This window comes from Bacillus niameyensis (assembly GCF_001375535.1).
Classification (GTDB): Bacteria; Bacillota; Bacilli; order Bacillales; family Bacillaceae_C; genus Lederbergia; species Lederbergia niameyensis.
In genome coordinates, this window is the sequence record NZ_LN831197.1 from 2,785,255 (window position 1) to 2,801,553 (window position 16,299).

Consider the following 16,299-nt stretch of genomic DNA (forward strand, 5'->3'; position numbering starts at 1 on the left):
TCTTTCAAGCTAGTAAAAATTACAGGTCTGACAAAGGCGTATGCCTTTGGACCGTTGAAGGGGTACCCTGTATTTGCTATATTTGGGTGGTATTTTCTGGAAGGGAATGTGTAACTATGAACGGAAAAACAAACAATAATCATCCTAAGATTGAAACAGATTTTCGTTATGCTATTGTAGCTGGATGGCTTATCCTCCCGGCACTTATGATCCTTTTTAATCTATTTATGGTATTGTATGTTGTCTTTACCTTCAATCCGGCCGATTTAGGCGGTTACGATTTGTTTATATACATAACGGACTTAGTTTTAACTTTGTTTTATCTATTTATCATATATACATGGGTTAAACGGAAACAGATATTGCCAAAGCTAATGATAGCAAATTTTACTATCGAAGTTTTACTGCAATTAGCTGTTATTTTCGTTGGTGCGAAAATAAACTGGATTTATTTATTAATAAGCGCTATTTGGATCGCGTATTTTATTACGTCCAAACGTGCGAAGGCGACGTTTATCCATTGAAAAACCGTATCCTGGATAAGGAAAACCTATCCAGGATTATTTTATATAGAGGGATTTTTTACCTTTAGGGAAATTCAGCCAATATTTTTCTTAAAAGATTACAGCAAATATATTGGATTAGAGAACACTACACGCTCTAACGTCCAACGTCATCAACACTCCACTTTATAATAAGCCCCGCATGTGTAAGTCCGCCACCAAATCCATACATGAGCAACGTATCTCCATTCCTTAATTTACCCTCGTTTATACCAATTTGCAGTGCTAATGGAATGGATACTGTAGATGTATTACCCATGAATTCAACACTAGTTAATGTTTTTTCAAATGGGAATCCTGACTTTTCACATATAGATTCAATCATTCGCAAATTAGCACTATGGGGCACAAACCAGTTTATATCTTCAGGCTGCAGTTCAGCTTGTAGCAGTAATTCTTTCATATTTGATGGAAGTGTACGGGTTGCCCATTTATAAACCTCTCTCCCATTTTGAACCATCTTTTCTGAGGCACTAAGCATTTGCCCATCCATGGTGGTGGATAAATTAGTACGATATAAATGTTTTCCTCCGTCCCCATTCGATCCCATATGACTAACAATAAAACTCGGATTCTCCTCATCTTTTTCTATCAAAACCGCTGCGGCCCCGTCCCCAAATAAAATACAAGTTGTTCGATCTGTATAATCGGTAACCTTTGACAAAGTTTCCGTCGCTACAAATAAAACTTTGCGATGAAGTCCTGATGTAATTAATCCATTGGCAATATGCAACCCATAAGTAAAGCCGGCACAAGCTGCATTAATATCCATTGCCCCCGTCTGTTTTATTTTAAATTTTTCTTGTATTTGGCAAGCTACAGTTGGAAAAGCATAATCAGGGGTCGTTGTCGCAACGAGAATTAAATCAACATCTGACACATCCTTTTCATATTGTTTGACCAAGTTTTCAATTGCTTTAAAAGCTAAAGTTGATGCAAACTCATTCTCAGCAGCAATCCTTCTTTCCTTCATACCGGTTCGTTGTACAATCCAGTCATCACTTGTATCTACTATTTTCTCCAAATCATTATTAGTTAGTTTCTTTTCGGGGACATAGGTACCAATTGCGGTTATTCTAGCTTTAGACAGAATATCGATCATATAAATCCCACTCCTTATCCATTAATTGAAAATACATTCACTTGTGCTCCCTGATTTGACTATGCAAGTGATTCGTTTTGTTCGATAAGAGCTCGGTAAAAGTCACTAATTCTTCTTTACTGCTCGTTTTCACATAAAATGGTTCACCAAAAATAATGGTTGCTTTTCGTAATTTTAAAAACCCCTTTAAATCACTAGGGCCCTCATATGCAGCAGGGATGATGGGAACCTGTGCTAAATTGGCGATTGTGACAGCTCCCCTCTTTAATGAAACATCCTCAACTGTTCTTGTTCCGCTTGGAAATATTCCAACAACTTCCCCAGATTTTAATAACTTTATCGGAACTTTAATGCTACTTGGTGAAGGATTTTCACGATTTACAGGAAAGGCATTGATTTTAGAAAGAAAAGAAGCAACTATCTTGTTTTTAAACAATTCTTGCTTCGCCATGAAATGAATCGGATGTGGTAAGCATATCCCTAAAATAACTACATCTAACCAACCTTTATGAGTACAAGTGACAATATAACTTCCTTCAGAAGGAATGATATTTTTATTTTTTATCTCAATTTCACCTATGCCACGCAATAACATTTTAGCTAGATTAACAATAAACGTGTACATGATACCACCCCTTATAATCAGGTTTTATTACCTGGTACTAATTATAAAGAAACCGAAAGTATTAATCAACGATATTATTTAAAATAGGCTGAACCCGTCTTGGATTCAGCCTATTTTACAGAGCGCTGGTATTATGCTCCTATTTCACCCTATCTAGTAACTGGTAAAAAAAACTTTCCCCTTACTTTTCTTAGACGTTTCAACAGCATGAATAGCTTCTCTTACGTTACACAAATCATACTTTGAACTTGTCTCCATCAGTTTTAATTTTTTTTTATCTATTAATGTGGTTACTCTGCGGAATGTCTCTTGCCATTTATCTACTGATACTTGATTGTTCCAATTCCGTAAATGGAAAATATTAGCCTTCACTTTTGCCTCTTCTGCAATTTCTGCCCAGTTTACTTGCACTCCTGATAAAAGACCCACTGATAAAAAAACTCCCCCAGGTTGCACACAATAAGCAAGATCTGTTCCAGCTGATCCCCCTATAGTATCGATAGCCGCATCTGCGCCATGTCCATTCGTTAATTCCATTACTGATTCTTGTAGCGGGTTTTCGGATGTATTGATTACATACGAAGCGCCTAGATTGAGCAGCTCTTCTGTATGTTTATTATTTCTTGTTATTGCAATTAAGAGAAAACCAAGTATCTTAGATAATTGAGCGAAAAGATGCCCGATTGAAGAACCACACGCATTTACTAACAGGATTTCATCTTGTTTTAATCGCAGCACTTCCGTACAAATAACCCATGCAGTTATTGGATTAATGTAAATCTGAGCTGCCGTAAAGTCATCTATAGAATCAGGGATAGGGATGGCAAATTCTACTTTTGTTTTCACTATTTCTTGCCAAGTACCTTCTCCGCGCAAAGGTAAAACACGTTGACCAATCAAGTCACGTGAAACAGAAGAACCTACTTCCTCTACAATGCCAACTCCTTCATAACCAGGAATATAAGGTAACGAAATCCGATGAGAATAAGACCCTCTAATCGGTATTAAGTCAGAAGGGTTGATAGGACGAGCTAACATTCGAACAAGGACTTCATTATCTTTTGCCGGCAGGATCTCTTTATATTCAACTTTTAAGACGTCTTGAGGAGGACCGAATTCAGAGTGTCTTATACATTTAGCATACAAAATAGGAATCTCCTTTAATAGAATTTCGTTAACTATATAATAGCATCCCTTGTCAGGATGTTTATGTATTTCTTCCATGCAGAAAAAAGCCTGTTTTTAATAAAACAAGCTTTTCTCATCTCCTTAAAAGGATATTCTTGACTTCTTTGTTTGAAAGTCTATGTCTTGATAATAAGTATTTTTTACGAGCAAGTTCGGACCTAGACATTTGACAGCTGGACAATGGCAGTTAAGCGAGTTTGCCGTCTTGCTCTCCATCCATTTCGAAAAGGCATCTGGTAATGTAGTTGTTTCAATATTCCCAAGCGAAGGTTCATCTCCGAAGTCCGTCACAATTACTTCCCCTGTAAAAATATTCACATTGAGGCGTGAGCGTCCATCAGGATCATTTCGAGTTGTCACATTTGGCGCTTTATAAAGACGCTTAAGCAGTTCCAAGTCTTCTTCCGATGCACTGCATGGATAAAAGGGTAATGTCCCAAACATCATCCAAATATTTTTATTATGATAATCAAGTAATCTATTAATACCTTGCCTAATCTCATTCAATGACAATGTTTCTAGAGTGCTAGCAAAATCTACAGGATACATAGGGTGAATTTCATGGCGAGCACATCCCATTTCAACAACTTCTTGGTGAATTTTTTCTAAATGAGGAAACGTCCGTTTATTTAACATCGTTTCAGCGGCAACTAATACTCCAGTCTTTGATAAAGCTTTGGCATTTTCGAACATTTGCGCTAATAGCTTTGCTCGAGTTTCCTTAGAAGGCTTCCTCTCCATATTCGCAAATCCTGTTTCAGTAAACTCGTCAACAGTCCCCCAGTTATGAGAAATATGCATAACATCCAAATAAGGAATAATCGATTCATATCGTTCGTAAGGTAGAGTCAAATTAGAGTTAACTTGCGTTCGAACACCGCGTTTATGTGCGTATTCCAGCAAAGGTTTCACATATTCTCTGACAGACCTCTTCGACATCATCGGCTCTCCGCCCGTTATACTCAATGTGCGCAGATGTGGAATTTCCTCCAATCGCTTAAGGAGCAAATCAATAGGCAGTGCCTCCGGGTCTCTGCTCTGCAACTGATACCCGACAGCACAATGGGCACAACGCATATTACATAATGTCGTTGTTGTAAATTCAATATTTGATAAAACCATACTACCATGCTCTTCAACATCCATATACGCTTCCCATGGATCATAAGAGGGTGATATAGGTGTTAATGTTTCTTTGAGACTCATTTAACAAACGTCCTTTTCCTTTAAAATATATTCTATTTAAAGCTATGTATGAAAATGATGGACTATCACTATGGATGCCATTTATAAGGGAATCAAGCATAATAAATCGAGACTGAGGAATTGCTGGTCGAGATTGTGACTCAACTTATAGGAATATCCGCTATTTGGCAGATGTTATCCACTGTACTTTACTTTTATCCGCGATATTACTCTTTAATCCGCTATCCAGTTTTGGCGGTGCCTCATAGAGGAAATTTATCTTTTTTGAAAGACACTTTGGACAACATGGGCAAGACCAGTATGGCCGTGTCCCTCAATGCGCTCCTCTTCGCCAATAAAAAAGTGCTTAACAAAGTAGCGATCAAACTTCTCTAATAAAGCTTTTGGATCACAAAGTAGCTCTAAATCACCAGGTCCCCCTGTTCCATACTTTAACTGTTCCTTTGTATACAATTCACTAACATATAACCCACCTGGTTTAAGAGACCTTTGAATTCCAGCCATCGTTCTGTCAAAAAGCGGCTTCGGAAAATGCCCAAAAATATGAACGATCGCATCCCACTTTTCTTCTTCCCACTCTACTTCTGTTAGATCACTTAATTCCGTTTTTACTCCGACTCCACGTTCGGCTGCGAGGTTCTTTATTTTTTCTATTCCGGAAGGTGCATAGTCCCATGCCGTTACATCGTGACCTTTAGTTGCAAGGTAAACTGAATTTCTTCCCTCTCCTTCTGCAATACACAAAACCTTGCCTCTCGAAATCAAATGCTCTGCCTCTACTACAAACGCATTTGGCTCCTTCCCAAAAACGTACTCTTCCACTGAAAATCTGTTATGCCATTTATTCATTAAGCTGACCTCCGCCCTCGCTTTTATTTAAGTTTATCATATACTACTTTCTAAAGTTTATTTTGAAAACGTAATTTACCTCTTGCGTATTTTTAGAATATGTAATATAGTAAAAACAATTAAACCAATCAAATAACTTAATACGATTTTTCTTATCAAGAGAGACGGAGGGATTGGCCCGATGAAGTCTCAGCAACCGGCCAGGTATGGCAAAGGTGCTAATTCCAATGGGTTTATACCTAGAAGATAAGAAGCTTCTTTTATCATTGAGAACCTTCTATTTTCTAGAGGGTTCTTTATTTTTTATAAAAGGAATGGAGACTTGCTCGTTTGTGACAAGATTATAACTCCATCATGCTACTACAATGAAAAGGATGAGCAACGTGAGAGACAACAGTATTGAAACAAAATTAGTACAGCTTGGTAATAAAAGTGATGAAAAAACCGGAGCAGTGAATCCACCTCTTTATCTATCAACAGCTTATCAGCATCAAGGCCTTGGACTATCTACCGGATATGATTATTCACGGACTAAAAACCCTACAAGAGCTCTTCTTGAAGAAGGTGTTGCTAGTTTAGAGTCAGGGGATGTAGGGTTTGCTTGTAGTTCTGGGATGGCAGCAATCCAATTGGTCCTTTCCCTTTTTAAGGCTGGGGATGAGCTTATTGCCTCTGCGGATATTTATGGCGGTACATATCGACTACTAAAATATTACTCTGACCAATACGGCATTGGCACAACATATTCAGAATTTACGAGTTGTCGTGAAACAGAGACTTTGATCACTGATAAAACTAGAGCATTATTAATTGAGTCACCAACAAATCCGCTTATGCAGGAAGTCGACATACAACAATTTGCGGAACTTGCGAAAAAACACAATCTATTACTGATCGTCGACAATACCTTTTATACCCCGTATTATCAGAGACCACTAGAATTAGGGGCAGATATCGTCATTCATAGTGCAACTAAATATATTGGTGGGCATAACGATGTGCTAGCTGGGTTGGTTGTGGCACAGGGAGCTGAACTTTGCGAACAATTGGCAACTAATCACAATGCTTCAGGAGCTGTCCTTTCGCCGACAGATTCATGGCTATTAATTAGAGGGTTAAAAACACTGCATTTACGAATGAAGCAACATACAGAAAACGCACGTAAAATAGTAGAATTCCTACAAAACGAACCTTTAGTTATTGATGTTCTATATCCAGGACAAGGAGGTATGCTCTCTTTCCGTCTTAAAGAAAGTGAGTGGGTAGATACCTTTTTAAAGAGTTTACAGTTGATTACATTTGCTGAGAGTCTAGGTGGAGTTGAAAGTTTTATAACTTATCCTGCCACGCAAACACATGCTGATATTCCACGTGAAGAGCGTATTGAAAGAGGAGTCTGTGATCGTTTGCTTCGTTTTTCAGTTGGAGTTGAAGATATAGATGATTTATTAGCAGATCTTAAGAATACTTTTGCTGCATTAAAATAAAGAAACTGCAATTCACGGGGATTCCTTATAGAATCCCCCACCTACAATAGCAAGGTTTCTTCCAAACCCTTCTATATAAAATTTTTGAGAAAAGGAGATTCATACGATGACAAAAACATTAACAAAAGCTCCATTCAGAGCTGATCATGTCGGCAGTCTATTACGCCCAGCCAATTTGCATAAAGCAAGAAAGGAATTTAAAGAGGGTGTTATCAGTGCCGCACAATTACGTGAGGTTGAGACTCAAGAAATTAAACGAATCGTTGACAAGCAAATTGAAGTTGGCTTAGAGCTTGTTTCCGACGGTGAGTTCAGAAGGAGATTCTGGCATACGGATTTTCTAGAACATCTAAATGGGATTGAAGGATATGTTCCAGAAGTAGGATATATTTTCAATGGTGATGAGGAAACAGAGCGATATAACGTTCGCAATACGGGTAAAGTTTCCTTTAATTCCGACCATCCCCATGTGAAAGATTTTATTGAGTTTAATGAAATTGTTGCTGGTCGTGCCGTTGCCAAACAAACAATTCCAAGTCCAAACCAATTGTTTAATATTGGAATTCGTGATGAGAGCATCTATCCAGATATCGAAGAATATGCTAATGATGTTATTCAAGCTTATCGTGATGCTATTCAGGCTTTCTATGATGCAGGCTGCCGCTATTTACAATTAGATGATGTTTACATTGCTGGCCTCTCCTCTCCTGATATACCATTTAATGATGGAGCCTATTCAAGGGAGTACTTAATCGACTTAGCCCTTCGTGTTGTGAACGGCGTACTAGAAGGGAAGCCCGAAGATTTAACAGTCACTACTCATCTATGCCGTGGAAATTACCGCTCCAATTGGGCATTTGAAGGAAGTTATGCACTAATTGCTCCAACATTATTTGCGAAAGAAAAAGTAAATGGATTCTTCCTGGAATATGATGATGATCGTTCTGGTGACTTTAAGCCACTAGAATATATTCCAAATGGTGGTGCAAGAGTCGTCCTTGGCCTCATTACATCGAAAAGAGGCGAACTAGAAGATAAGGACGCCATTCTCGCTCGTATCAAAGAGGCCTCGCAATATGTGCCACTTGAACAATTGTGCCTAAGTCCACAATGTGGCTTTGCCTCTACTCACCATGGTAATTTATTAACAGAAGATGAGCAGTGGGCAAAACTAAAATATATTGTCGACATCGCCAAAGAAGTTTGGAGTTAAGAAAAGCGGAAGTGCCCGTTTAGCGACGTACAAACTTTTAAAAGGGGATGAACGGCTAAAGACGCGCCGTCCTGGCGCGACGCCGTTCTGACCAACGTCCTGTTGGCCCGAGATAAAGGAAACACGGTGAATCCGATAGGATGAACCGATGTTGACTTATCGTAGAAAGAAGCTGAAAGTTTGCTAGTCACTGCCGGCTGGAGCTAGACAATTAAGAAAGTTACAGGCTAAAAAGTGAATCTTGTCTCTGACAACAACTATCAGAGACATATTTACTGATTCTTGAGCTTGATTTGTCTCTGATCATGTCCCTCAGAGACATTTTTTATATTAAACGCAGATTTTTGTCTCTGACAACAACTATCAGAGACATACTTGCTGATTCCTGAGCTTGATTTGTCTCTGATCATATATTAAACGCGACGTCCTAACCGTCGCAGCTAGACAGAACGGATGGATGTTCCTTTAAATTTAGACCCAGAGAATTCTGACATTCTCTAGGCTCCTGGTTAATTTTTACAGGAAGGTGCCGATATAACCTTTAATAGGAATTATGAGGTGAGAGGCATGTTAGGAAAATGGTATAGTTCCGGACTAACAATGATCAACCAAATGAACCGGCACCTTTCCATTTCTCAACGTTCATTAGAAAGAATATCAACAGGGATGCGGATTAACCGCGCTAGTGATGATCCTGCTGGACTTGCTATTTCTGAAAAAATGCGTGCCCAAATTAGAGGATTAAATATGGCTGGGCGGAATATTCAAGATGGGATCTCCCTCCTCCAAACAGCTGAAGGAGCTTTGAATGAGACACATTCCATTTTGCAGCGAATGAGGGAATTAAGTGTTCAGGCCGCTAATGATACGTTGACGGATGAAGACAGAAAAGCACTTGCTTTAGAGTTTGAACAATTGAAGGAAGCAGTGGAGCAAATTTCAAAGGATACTCAGTTCAATACGATGCGACTTTTGGATGGCTCCAAAGATTCTATTCATATTCAGGCAGGTGCCAACGCTGGGCAATCGATTGAATTGTCGTTTGGGAATATGAATGCAGATGCCCTAGGTATAAGTGATCTATCTATTGATGATCGCGATTCGGCAGAAGAAGCTATGGAGGCACTGGACGGTGCCATTCAAAAGGTCTCATCCGAGCGCTCAAAAATGGGCGCTTATATGAACAGGCTTGACCATGCCTATAATAATGTTTTAACTATGGAGGAAAATCTCATCGCCGCTGAATCAAGAATTCGTGATGCTGATTTAGCGAAGGAAATGATGAATTACACAAAATCGATGGTATTGCTACAGGCGAACCAATATGTCATGAAATTGCATATGCAACAGGCGTACTCCGTTCTGCAATTACTAAAGTAAAAAGAGTATTTACGATCGTATTATTCATTCGTAAATACTCTTTTTCCTATTAGTGAGGATTGCAACTGCTACGGATATTAGCGCATGATCAAAAAGGCAGTTTCAAATCGCTCATTCATTTGAATCGATATAAAACTGCCTAAAGATTCTATTATTCCTCGCTTAACCCCATCTCGGCTTCTACAACAGCTGCAATTCGGTTCACGTACTCTAAACATTCCCCTTCTGAAGCTGCTTCTACCATGATGCGAACGAGTGGCTCTGTCCCCGAAGGACGAACAAGAACACGTCCGTTACCGTTCATTTCGCTTTCTACCTGTTCAATCACTTCTTTAACCTTCTCGTTATCTGTAACATGATATTTATCAACTACTCGAATGTTGACCAATCTTTGAGGGTATTTATCCATACCTTTAGCAAGCTCAGATAATGGCTTTCCAGTTAACTTCATAATGTTAACGAGTTGAAGACCAGTCAAAAGCCCATCGCCTGTTGTATTGTAGTCTAAAAAGACAATATGGCCAGATTGTTCGCCACCAAGATTATAGTTGTTTTTCCGCATTTCTTCGACTACATAACGGTCCCCTACTGCTGTTTTAACACTTTGGATTCCTTCGTCTTCAAGAGCTTTGTAAAAACCAAGGTTACTCATCACAGTTGAGACAACAGTAGAATTCTTTAAACGAGCTTCCTTATGCAAAAACTTCGCACATATATATAAAATATAGTCACCATCAATGATCTTTCCATTCTCATCAATAGCTATCAGTCGGTCCCCATCACCATCAAAGGCTAGTCCGATGTCAGCCTCTTTTTCCTTGAGGAATTCCGCTAATGCTTCAGGGTGCGTAGAACCCACACCTTCATTAATATTAAGTCCATTAGGAGAAGATCCCATCGTAGATATATCAGCATCAAGGTCAGCAAACAGATGAGTCGCTAATGCTGATGTCGCACCATTTGCACAATCAAGCGCAACATGAATACCTGAAAAATCCTCATCAACTGATTGCTTCAGATATTGCAAATATTTTTGTCCACCTTCAAAATAGTCATTCACTACACCTAGTTCCGCACCGACTGGGCGAGGCAAATGATCTTCCTCTTGCTCCAATAATCTTTCAATTTCTTCCTCTTGCTCATCAGATAATTTAAACCCATCTGGTCCAAAAAATTTTATTCCATTATCCGAAACAGGATTATGCGAAGCAGAAATCATGACACCTGCTTGAGCACCAAGTACCTTTGTTAAATAAGCAACACCTGGAGTCGAAATCACACCTAAGCGCATAACTTCCGCTCCTATTGATAATAATCCTGCTACAAGAGCGCCCTCAAGCATATGACCTGAAATGCGGGTATCACGGCCGATAAGAATTTTGGGGCGTTCTGTATTTTCAGCTAAAACGTAACCACCAAACCGTCCTAGCTTAAAAGCTAATTCTGGAGTCAACTCCGAATTCGCAACCCCTCTTACTCCATCCGTTCCAAAATATTTACCCATTCTACTTTCGCTCCTTCTTCGGAATATGTCGATTAGACATTTTCTTTTTCTTTTAATCGAATTTTTGCTTTACTATCAGATAATTCCCATTCGATATTTTCTGGGCCCTTCACTTTCAAGTTCACCTCATGATCACCTGCATTAAGACCTGCTAAGTCTAAAATCACATGGAAATCATCTTTATTCACCTTTTCCAAGTCAGCTTTCGTTCCATGTAGTTTTAATGAAACCATTCCGCTCGTAGGTGATAATAACTCAAACTCAAGGCCCTGCTTAATTCCCTGTTTTTCAATAACGATATCTTCCATATCTTGTTCTTGCTTTTTCTGTTCAGCTATTATTTTAACTTTAATTTTCTCAGGAGTTACTTTGTTAACACCCACTGGAACCTTCAGAGGCACTTCTACTTCTGTATCTTCATGAATTCCACTAACATCAACAGAAACTTCTAATTCATCGATATCTTTTAATATTTCTGTTGTGCCAAAAATCATCACTTCAGGTGTAGCTGTACTAACTGTTTTAATATCGATATCCTCTGGCGGAGTTCCTGTTTGATTTATTTTAACAGAAACATTCTTCCTAGGATTCGTTACTGGGATCGTGACCGAAACAGTGGCTGGCTCTACAATCACATCAAGCTTGTTCAATTCTCGGTCAAGCACAGTAACACGTGCTTCCCTCTTAATTGTATCGTTAATTAGTCCGCTTGCATCTATAGTTGCCTTAACATAGGAAATCTTTTCAATGACGTCCTTGGCACCTGTTATTTTAACAGTTTTAGGACTAACTTCTGGCTGTTCTGCTTCAAATCCTTCCGCCAATATACTTCGATTAAATTCAGCTTCTACTCTGTGGTCTTCTGTTATCTTTTCCTGCAGAGAAATATCTGCATAGGAAGGTTCAATTGTCACCTTCAGCTTTTCAGAAATATCTTTATATAAAATATCGACACGATGTTTCCCAATTTCTGTATTAGAAAGGTCCACATATACCGTAAAATCACGTTGCCTTTTTGTTGCTTCTACAAAGCGCCTTTGACCTTGTATTTTCACGTCAACAGTTTTAGGAACTCCTGTTACTACAAGATTTTCCGAATCGTAATAGATTTCTACAGGTACATTAGTAATCGTGTCTGTATCATTATTTTCCATATCATTCGGATTACTGTTACCATCTTTCCCACCAATATCATTCGCTGACAAGAATAGAAAGACAGCTAAAAACAAGGCAATAATTCTGACAAACCACGGATTCTCCATAAAATTATCCATTATTTGTCTTCTCCCTTCTTTTCCAAAGTGACGAGGAAGACGTTTTGGATTTCGTGTCATCCATTAGTTCATTTCCTAAAATTTCCTTTAATTTTTCAGTTGATAAATCTCGAAGTAACTCACCATTCTTTGTTACGGAGACATCTCCAGTTTCCTCAGAAACAACTATAGTTAAACTGTCTGTTACTTCACTAATTCCTAATGCAGCCCTATGTCTTGTACCTAGCTCTTTTGAGATAAACGGGCTTTCTGATAAAGGAAGATAACATGCAGCTGCTGCAATTTTTGTTTTTTGAATAATCACTGCTCCGTCATGAAGTGGTGTATTCGGTATAAAAATATTTATTAATAATTCATGTGACAAGTTGGAATTCATGGGGATCCCTGTTTCAATATAATCGCCCATGCCTGTTTCCTTTTCGATTGAAATTAGGGCGCCAATTCGCCTTTTAGCCATATAATTGACAGCATTCATAATCGCCTCAACTCTATGCTTCTGTTCCTCTTCTTCGTGGACACCACTCCTTGCAAAGAATTTTCCACGTCCTAGCTGTTCAAGGGCACGCCTCAATTCTGGCTGGAAAATAATGATAATCGCAAGGAACCCCCAGGTCAACACCGTTTCCATCATCCAACTCAATGTATTGAGATGGAGGAAGTCACTTAATAATTTTACGATAATAATGACGAAAATTCCTTTAAGTAACTGAACGGCTTTTGTGCCACGAATGACCATGATCAATTTATATATAACAAACCACACGAGGAAAATATCAACAATCCGAGATAGATAAGTCAGGATGGGAAGGTCAGTAAACGGCATTATCTTTCCTCCATCTATTTAGTCAAAGTGGTGTTTATTCACGATCCATTCTTAATGATTAAAGCCTTTTTATTATACCACATATAACGAGCAAGTCACTATTTCCATGAAAGGAACAAACACGCTAGCACAACACCATACAAATTTCCTAGCTTCTGACTTATCGTAGGATAAAGCGTAGAGATTTGCTAGTTAATATGTACCCGCACAATTTCCAAGTGCAGGAAAAAAGATGGGACCGCTAATGTGTAAGCAGCCCCATTACTCATCCTCAAATAAATCAATAATTTCCCTTCCGCCCTCTTTAATTTTATACCATAACCATTCAAATATTTGATTTATTTCTTCAATCTCCCCAGTAACATTTCCTGCAGAAGCCATATATTTTTCCCCGTTAATAATCGTAACATTTCCCTTAACTTCGCCTTCAATTCGCAGATTTCCATTTTTCACGGTTAAATTCCCATCCACTACTTCTCCCTCTGGAACAATTACTGTATCGTTTTCAACGACAAGATTAGGTTGTTTAGTGAATGTAAATTTTTGATCATCATTCCACGAATTAAAAATCCCTCCACCCATCAAAAGAATAAATAAAGAGGCTGCTGCTAGTAAAGGATGGTGTCTAAACCATCGTTTTACACTTGCAGATCTTTTTTCCTTTGGTAGGTTAGCCATTACATTTAATGTAAAATCATTTGAAGGTTTTATATGTGAAGTGCTTTTTATATAGGCAACCGTTCTTTTTAATTCTTGAAAGTGCTTTTGGCAAGATGAGCATTGTTGGAGGTGCTCTTTCAATATTTGCTCTTTCTCATATGATAATTCATTATCAAGGTATTCATGCATATAAAGAACGATTTCTTCAGGACACGCCTTCAATTTACTTCTCACCTTTCCTACAAATTGTTCAGCTGTTTACGAAGCGCTTCTCTTGCACGATGAATACGCGTCTTCACTGTACCTAACGGCATCTCCAATACTTCACTGATTTCATTAAGTGAAAGTTCGTCAATATATCGCAAAATAACGACAATCCTGTACTTATCTGGTAGCCGCGAGATTTCCCGTTGAACAATTTCTTGAAGTTCCATTGTTTCTACTTCAGAATCTGGGGCATTCCCCTCTGCCGCAATCTGGGAATACATATTTAAACCGTCCGTCCCAGCCACTTCGGCATCAAGGAAATAATCCGGTTTCTTCTTTCTTATTCGATCAATACAAAGATTTGTTGCAATTCGGTATAGCCATGTGGAGAATTTTTTGTTCTGGTTAAAACTATGGATGTTCACATAAGCTCTTACAAAAGCTTCTTGAGCAATATCTTCTGCCTCATGGCGATTGCCTAGCATTCTGTAACAAAGCTGAAAAACCTTTTCTCTGAACAATTCCACTATTTCTCCAAAAGCTTCTTGATCTCCTCTTAATACTTGTTTAATTCTTTGGTTAACAATGACATCCATTCCCATATTACCCCCCGCTCTATGCGGTCATCCATTTATACGTATTAAATAAAAAAAGGTTTCATTTATTATTTAGACATATCACATACTATCTTATCAAATTTTCACTCCTTCTGTTTAATAAATTCAAAAAAGGGAAAATAATAAATATAGGAGGTAGATATCTATGAATACAAATGAGTTATTGCAAAGTATTGAAGAATATCGGTCTCAAATGGTCAAACTCGGCATGGCCTCTTCTTTCTCAGATGAACAAGTAGTACAAATAAGTGATCAATTAGATCAACTGTTATATAAATACCAAGCAACTGTCTTCCATTCAAAAGAGTAGCGATCTTTACAGGATCGCTACTCTTTTACTCTTCGGAAAATCTCAAAAGACCAAAAACGCACATATCTTTAGGACATGTGCGAAAAATTGTTATTTAGAAATATAATGGTGAGCCATGCAGGATTCGAACCTGCGACCCTCTGATTAAAAGTCAGATGCTCTACCAACTGAGCTAATGGCTCATGGCTGGGCTAGCTGGATTCGAACCAACGAATGACGGAGTCAAAGTCCGTTGCCTTACCGCTTGGCTATAGCCCATCGTGTGCAATGATATTATGTATAATGACCATTCGCCGAAAATATATTCATAAAAGAATGGTGGTGGGGGACGGATTCGAACCGCCGAACCCGGAGGGAGCGGATTTACAGTCCGCCGCGTTTAGCCACTTCGCTACCCCACCAATATGACCAGTGCCGGCCAGAGGACTTGAACCCCCAACCTACTGATTACAAGTCAGTTGCTCTACCAATTGAGCTAGGCCGGCTTGAAATCAAAATGGAGGATGACGGGATCGAACCGCCGACCCTCTGCTTGTAAGGCAGATGCTCTCCCAGCTGAGCTAATCCTCCATGATTTTAAAAACAAGTGACCCCTACGGGATTCGAACCCGTGTTACCGCCGTGAAAGGGCGGTGTCTTAACCGCTTGACCAAGGGGCCATACTATAAAATGGGCTTGTCTTTTTAAGACCCAAAAAAGAGTATAAATGATAGACAACCTAAATGTCAATAACAAATTAAAAATTTCTCTACTTTTTTAGAAAGCTAAATTTAAGCTTTCCAAAATAAAAAAGACTCCTGTCTGACGTAGTCTGTAGGTTTGAGCTTATCAGAGCTTCCAGCCGGGCTTGAACCGGCGACCTCATCCTTACCATGGATGCACTCTACCTACTGAGCTATGGAAGCATGGCTCCGCAGGTAGGATTCGAACCTACGACCGATCGGTTAACAGCCGATAGCTCTACCACTGAGCTACTGCGGAATATCCAAGCCTGGCAACGTCCTGCTCTCACAAGGGGAAGCCCCTTACTACCATCGGCGCTGAAGAGCTTAACTTCCGTGTTCGGGATGGGAACGGGTGTGACCTCTTCGCCATCGTCACCAGACAAAACTTCTAAGACAAATTTTATTATAACCAAAATTTTATTTATTTCAACCCCTAAACAAATTGTTTTTAAAAACTTTTTAAAAACACAAGGAAATCGCTGCTCCTACAAATGGGAAACCTATTTTAGCTTTTCTATTCATATATTACGCTTCAAGAGGCATAGATTATATTGGACGGGCATTAA

The 16,299-nt window shown here is 38.9% G+C and carries 15 protein-coding genes, 8 tRNA genes, 1 rRNA gene and 1 riboswitch; of the genes, 5 read left to right on the forward strand and 19 right to left on the reverse strand.

From position 1 onward, the window contains the following. Positions 1-116: 116 nt before the first annotated feature. Complete coding sequence (locus BN1243_RS13120) at positions 117-524, forward strand: DUF2569 family protein (RefSeq protein ID WP_062107497.1); 408 nt, start codon at positions 117-119, stop codon at positions 522-524. A gap of 136 nt (positions 525-660) precedes the next feature. Here the strand turns inward: BN1243_RS13120 and BN1243_RS13125 are convergent, their stop codons facing one another. The 5 genes from BN1243_RS13125 to BN1243_RS13145 form a co-directional block, all read right to left on the reverse strand. Beyond that, positions 661-1,665, reverse strand: coding sequence for a ketoacyl-ACP synthase III (locus BN1243_RS13125; RefSeq protein WP_407638859.1), 1,005 nt, complete (start codon positions 1,663-1,665; stop codon positions 661-663). Between the two features lie 37 nt (positions 1,666-1,702). After that, on the reverse strand, positions 1,703-2,290 hold the full coding sequence (locus BN1243_RS13130; protein ID WP_062107498.1) for a lysophospholipid acyltransferase family protein: 588 nt from the start codon (positions 2,288-2,290) through the stop codon (positions 1,703-1,705). Between the two features lie 153 nt (positions 2,291-2,443). Further along, positions 2,444-3,436, reverse strand: coding sequence for a zinc-dependent alcohol dehydrogenase family protein (locus BN1243_RS13135; protein ID WP_062107500.1), 993 nt, complete (start codon positions 3,434-3,436; stop codon positions 2,444-2,446). Positions 3,437-3,559: 123 nt separating this feature from the next. Then, positions 3,560-4,684: a radical SAM/CxCxxxxC motif protein YfkAB gene (yfkAB, locus tag BN1243_RS13140; RefSeq protein ID WP_062107502.1), complete on the reverse strand. Its 1,125-nt coding sequence runs from the start codon at positions 4,682-4,684 to the stop codon at positions 3,560-3,562. 255 nt (positions 4,685-4,939) lie between these two features. Continuing rightward, a complete protein-coding gene (locus tag BN1243_RS13145; RefSeq protein ID WP_062107505.1) occupies positions 4,940-5,533 on the reverse strand; it encodes a class I SAM-dependent methyltransferase in 594 nt (197 codons plus the stop codon). Positions 5,534-5,682: 149 nt separating this feature from the next. Beyond that, positions 5,683-5,786, forward strand: a riboswitch (SAM riboswitch). Positions 5,787-5,907: 121 nt separating this feature from the next. Here BN1243_RS13145 and BN1243_RS13150 point away from each other — a divergent pair. From BN1243_RS13150 to BN1243_RS13160, 3 genes are all read left to right on the forward strand, one after another. Next, the gene (locus BN1243_RS13150; protein WP_062107507.1) at positions 5,908-7,020 is read left to right on the forward strand and encodes a methionine biosynthesis PLP-dependent protein; all 1,113 of its coding nucleotides are present in this window, start codon (positions 5,908-5,910) and stop codon (positions 7,018-7,020) included. A 106-nt stretch (positions 7,021-7,126) separates the two neighbouring features. Beyond that, on the forward strand, positions 7,127-8,233 hold the full coding sequence (locus BN1243_RS13155; RefSeq protein ID WP_062107509.1) for a 5-methyltetrahydropteroyltriglutamate--homocysteine S-methyltransferase: 1,107 nt from the start codon (positions 7,127-7,129) through the stop codon (positions 8,231-8,233). A gap of 567 nt (positions 8,234-8,800) precedes the next feature. Further along, on the forward strand, positions 8,801-9,613 hold the full coding sequence (locus tag BN1243_RS13160; protein WP_062107510.1) for a flagellin N-terminal helical domain-containing protein: 813 nt from the start codon (positions 8,801-8,803) through the stop codon (positions 9,611-9,613). Positions 9,614-9,764: 151 nt separating this feature from the next. Here the strand turns inward: BN1243_RS13160 and glmM are convergent, their stop codons facing one another. The 5 genes from glmM to sigW all read right to left on the reverse strand — a co-directional run bounded on the left by glmM (position 9,765) and on the right by sigW (position 14,677). Beyond that, positions 9,765-11,117, reverse strand: coding sequence for a phosphoglucosamine mutase (gene glmM / locus BN1243_RS13165; protein ID WP_062107512.1), 1,353 nt, complete (start codon positions 11,115-11,117; stop codon positions 9,765-9,767). Positions 11,118-11,149: 32 nt separating this feature from the next. Next, positions 11,150-12,391 (reverse strand): CdaR family protein, encoded by a 1,242-nt coding sequence (locus BN1243_RS13170; protein WP_062107514.1) that lies wholly within the window; start codon positions 12,389-12,391, stop codon positions 11,150-11,152. Then, positions 12,384-13,214, reverse strand: coding sequence for a diadenylate cyclase CdaA (gene cdaA, locus BN1243_RS13175; protein ID WP_062107516.1), 831 nt, complete (start codon positions 13,212-13,214; stop codon positions 12,384-12,386). The genes BN1243_RS13170 and cdaA overlap by 8 nt, the downstream gene beginning before the upstream one ends. Positions 13,215-13,475: 261 nt before the next feature. Continuing rightward, complete coding sequence (locus BN1243_RS13180; protein ID WP_268258072.1) at positions 13,476-14,108, reverse strand: anti-sigma factor family protein; 633 nt, start codon at positions 14,106-14,108, stop codon at positions 13,476-13,478. A gap of 5 nt (positions 14,109-14,113) precedes the next feature. Next, positions 14,114-14,677 (reverse strand): RNA polymerase sigma factor SigW, encoded by a 564-nt coding sequence (gene sigW, locus BN1243_RS13185; RefSeq protein ID WP_062110624.1) that lies wholly within the window; start codon positions 14,675-14,677, stop codon positions 14,114-14,116. 166 nt (positions 14,678-14,843) lie between these two features. On the opposite strand from sigW, the gene BN1243_RS21815 reads away from it, so the two are divergent. Continuing rightward, entirely contained in the window at positions 14,844-15,008 is a 165-nt protein-coding gene (locus BN1243_RS21815) for an aspartyl-phosphate phosphatase Spo0E family protein (RefSeq protein ID WP_084781921.1), read from the forward strand. A gap of 106 nt (positions 15,009-15,114) precedes the next feature. On the opposite strand, the gene BN1243_RS13190 is transcribed toward BN1243_RS21815, so the two are convergent. The 9 genes from BN1243_RS13190 to rrf form a co-directional block, all read right to left on the reverse strand. Continuing rightward, a tRNA-Lys gene (locus BN1243_RS13190) sits at positions 15,115-15,190 on the reverse strand. A 1-nt stretch (position 15,191) separates the two neighbouring features. Continuing rightward, positions 15,192-15,266: transfer RNA gene (locus BN1243_RS13195), tRNA-Gln, on the reverse strand. A gap of 58 nt (positions 15,267-15,324) precedes the next feature. Beyond that, positions 15,325-15,409: transfer RNA gene (locus BN1243_RS13200), tRNA-Tyr, on the reverse strand. An 11-nt stretch (positions 15,410-15,420) separates the two neighbouring features. After that, positions 15,421-15,493: transfer RNA gene (locus BN1243_RS13205), tRNA-Thr, on the reverse strand. A gap of 12 nt (positions 15,494-15,505) precedes the next feature. Beyond that, positions 15,506-15,578, reverse strand: a tRNA-Val gene (locus BN1243_RS13210). Between the two features lie 17 nt (positions 15,579-15,595). Next, positions 15,596-15,667: transfer RNA gene (locus BN1243_RS13215), tRNA-Glu, on the reverse strand. Between the two features lie 173 nt (positions 15,668-15,840). After that, positions 15,841-15,913: transfer RNA gene (locus BN1243_RS13220), tRNA-Thr, on the reverse strand. A 1-nt stretch (position 15,914) separates the two neighbouring features. Beyond that, a tRNA-Asn gene (locus tag BN1243_RS13225) sits at positions 15,915-15,989 on the reverse strand. An 8-nt stretch (positions 15,990-15,997) separates the two neighbouring features. Next, positions 15,998-16,113 (reverse strand): 5S ribosomal RNA (gene rrf, locus BN1243_RS13230). Positions 16,114-16,299: the final 186 nt, after the last annotated feature.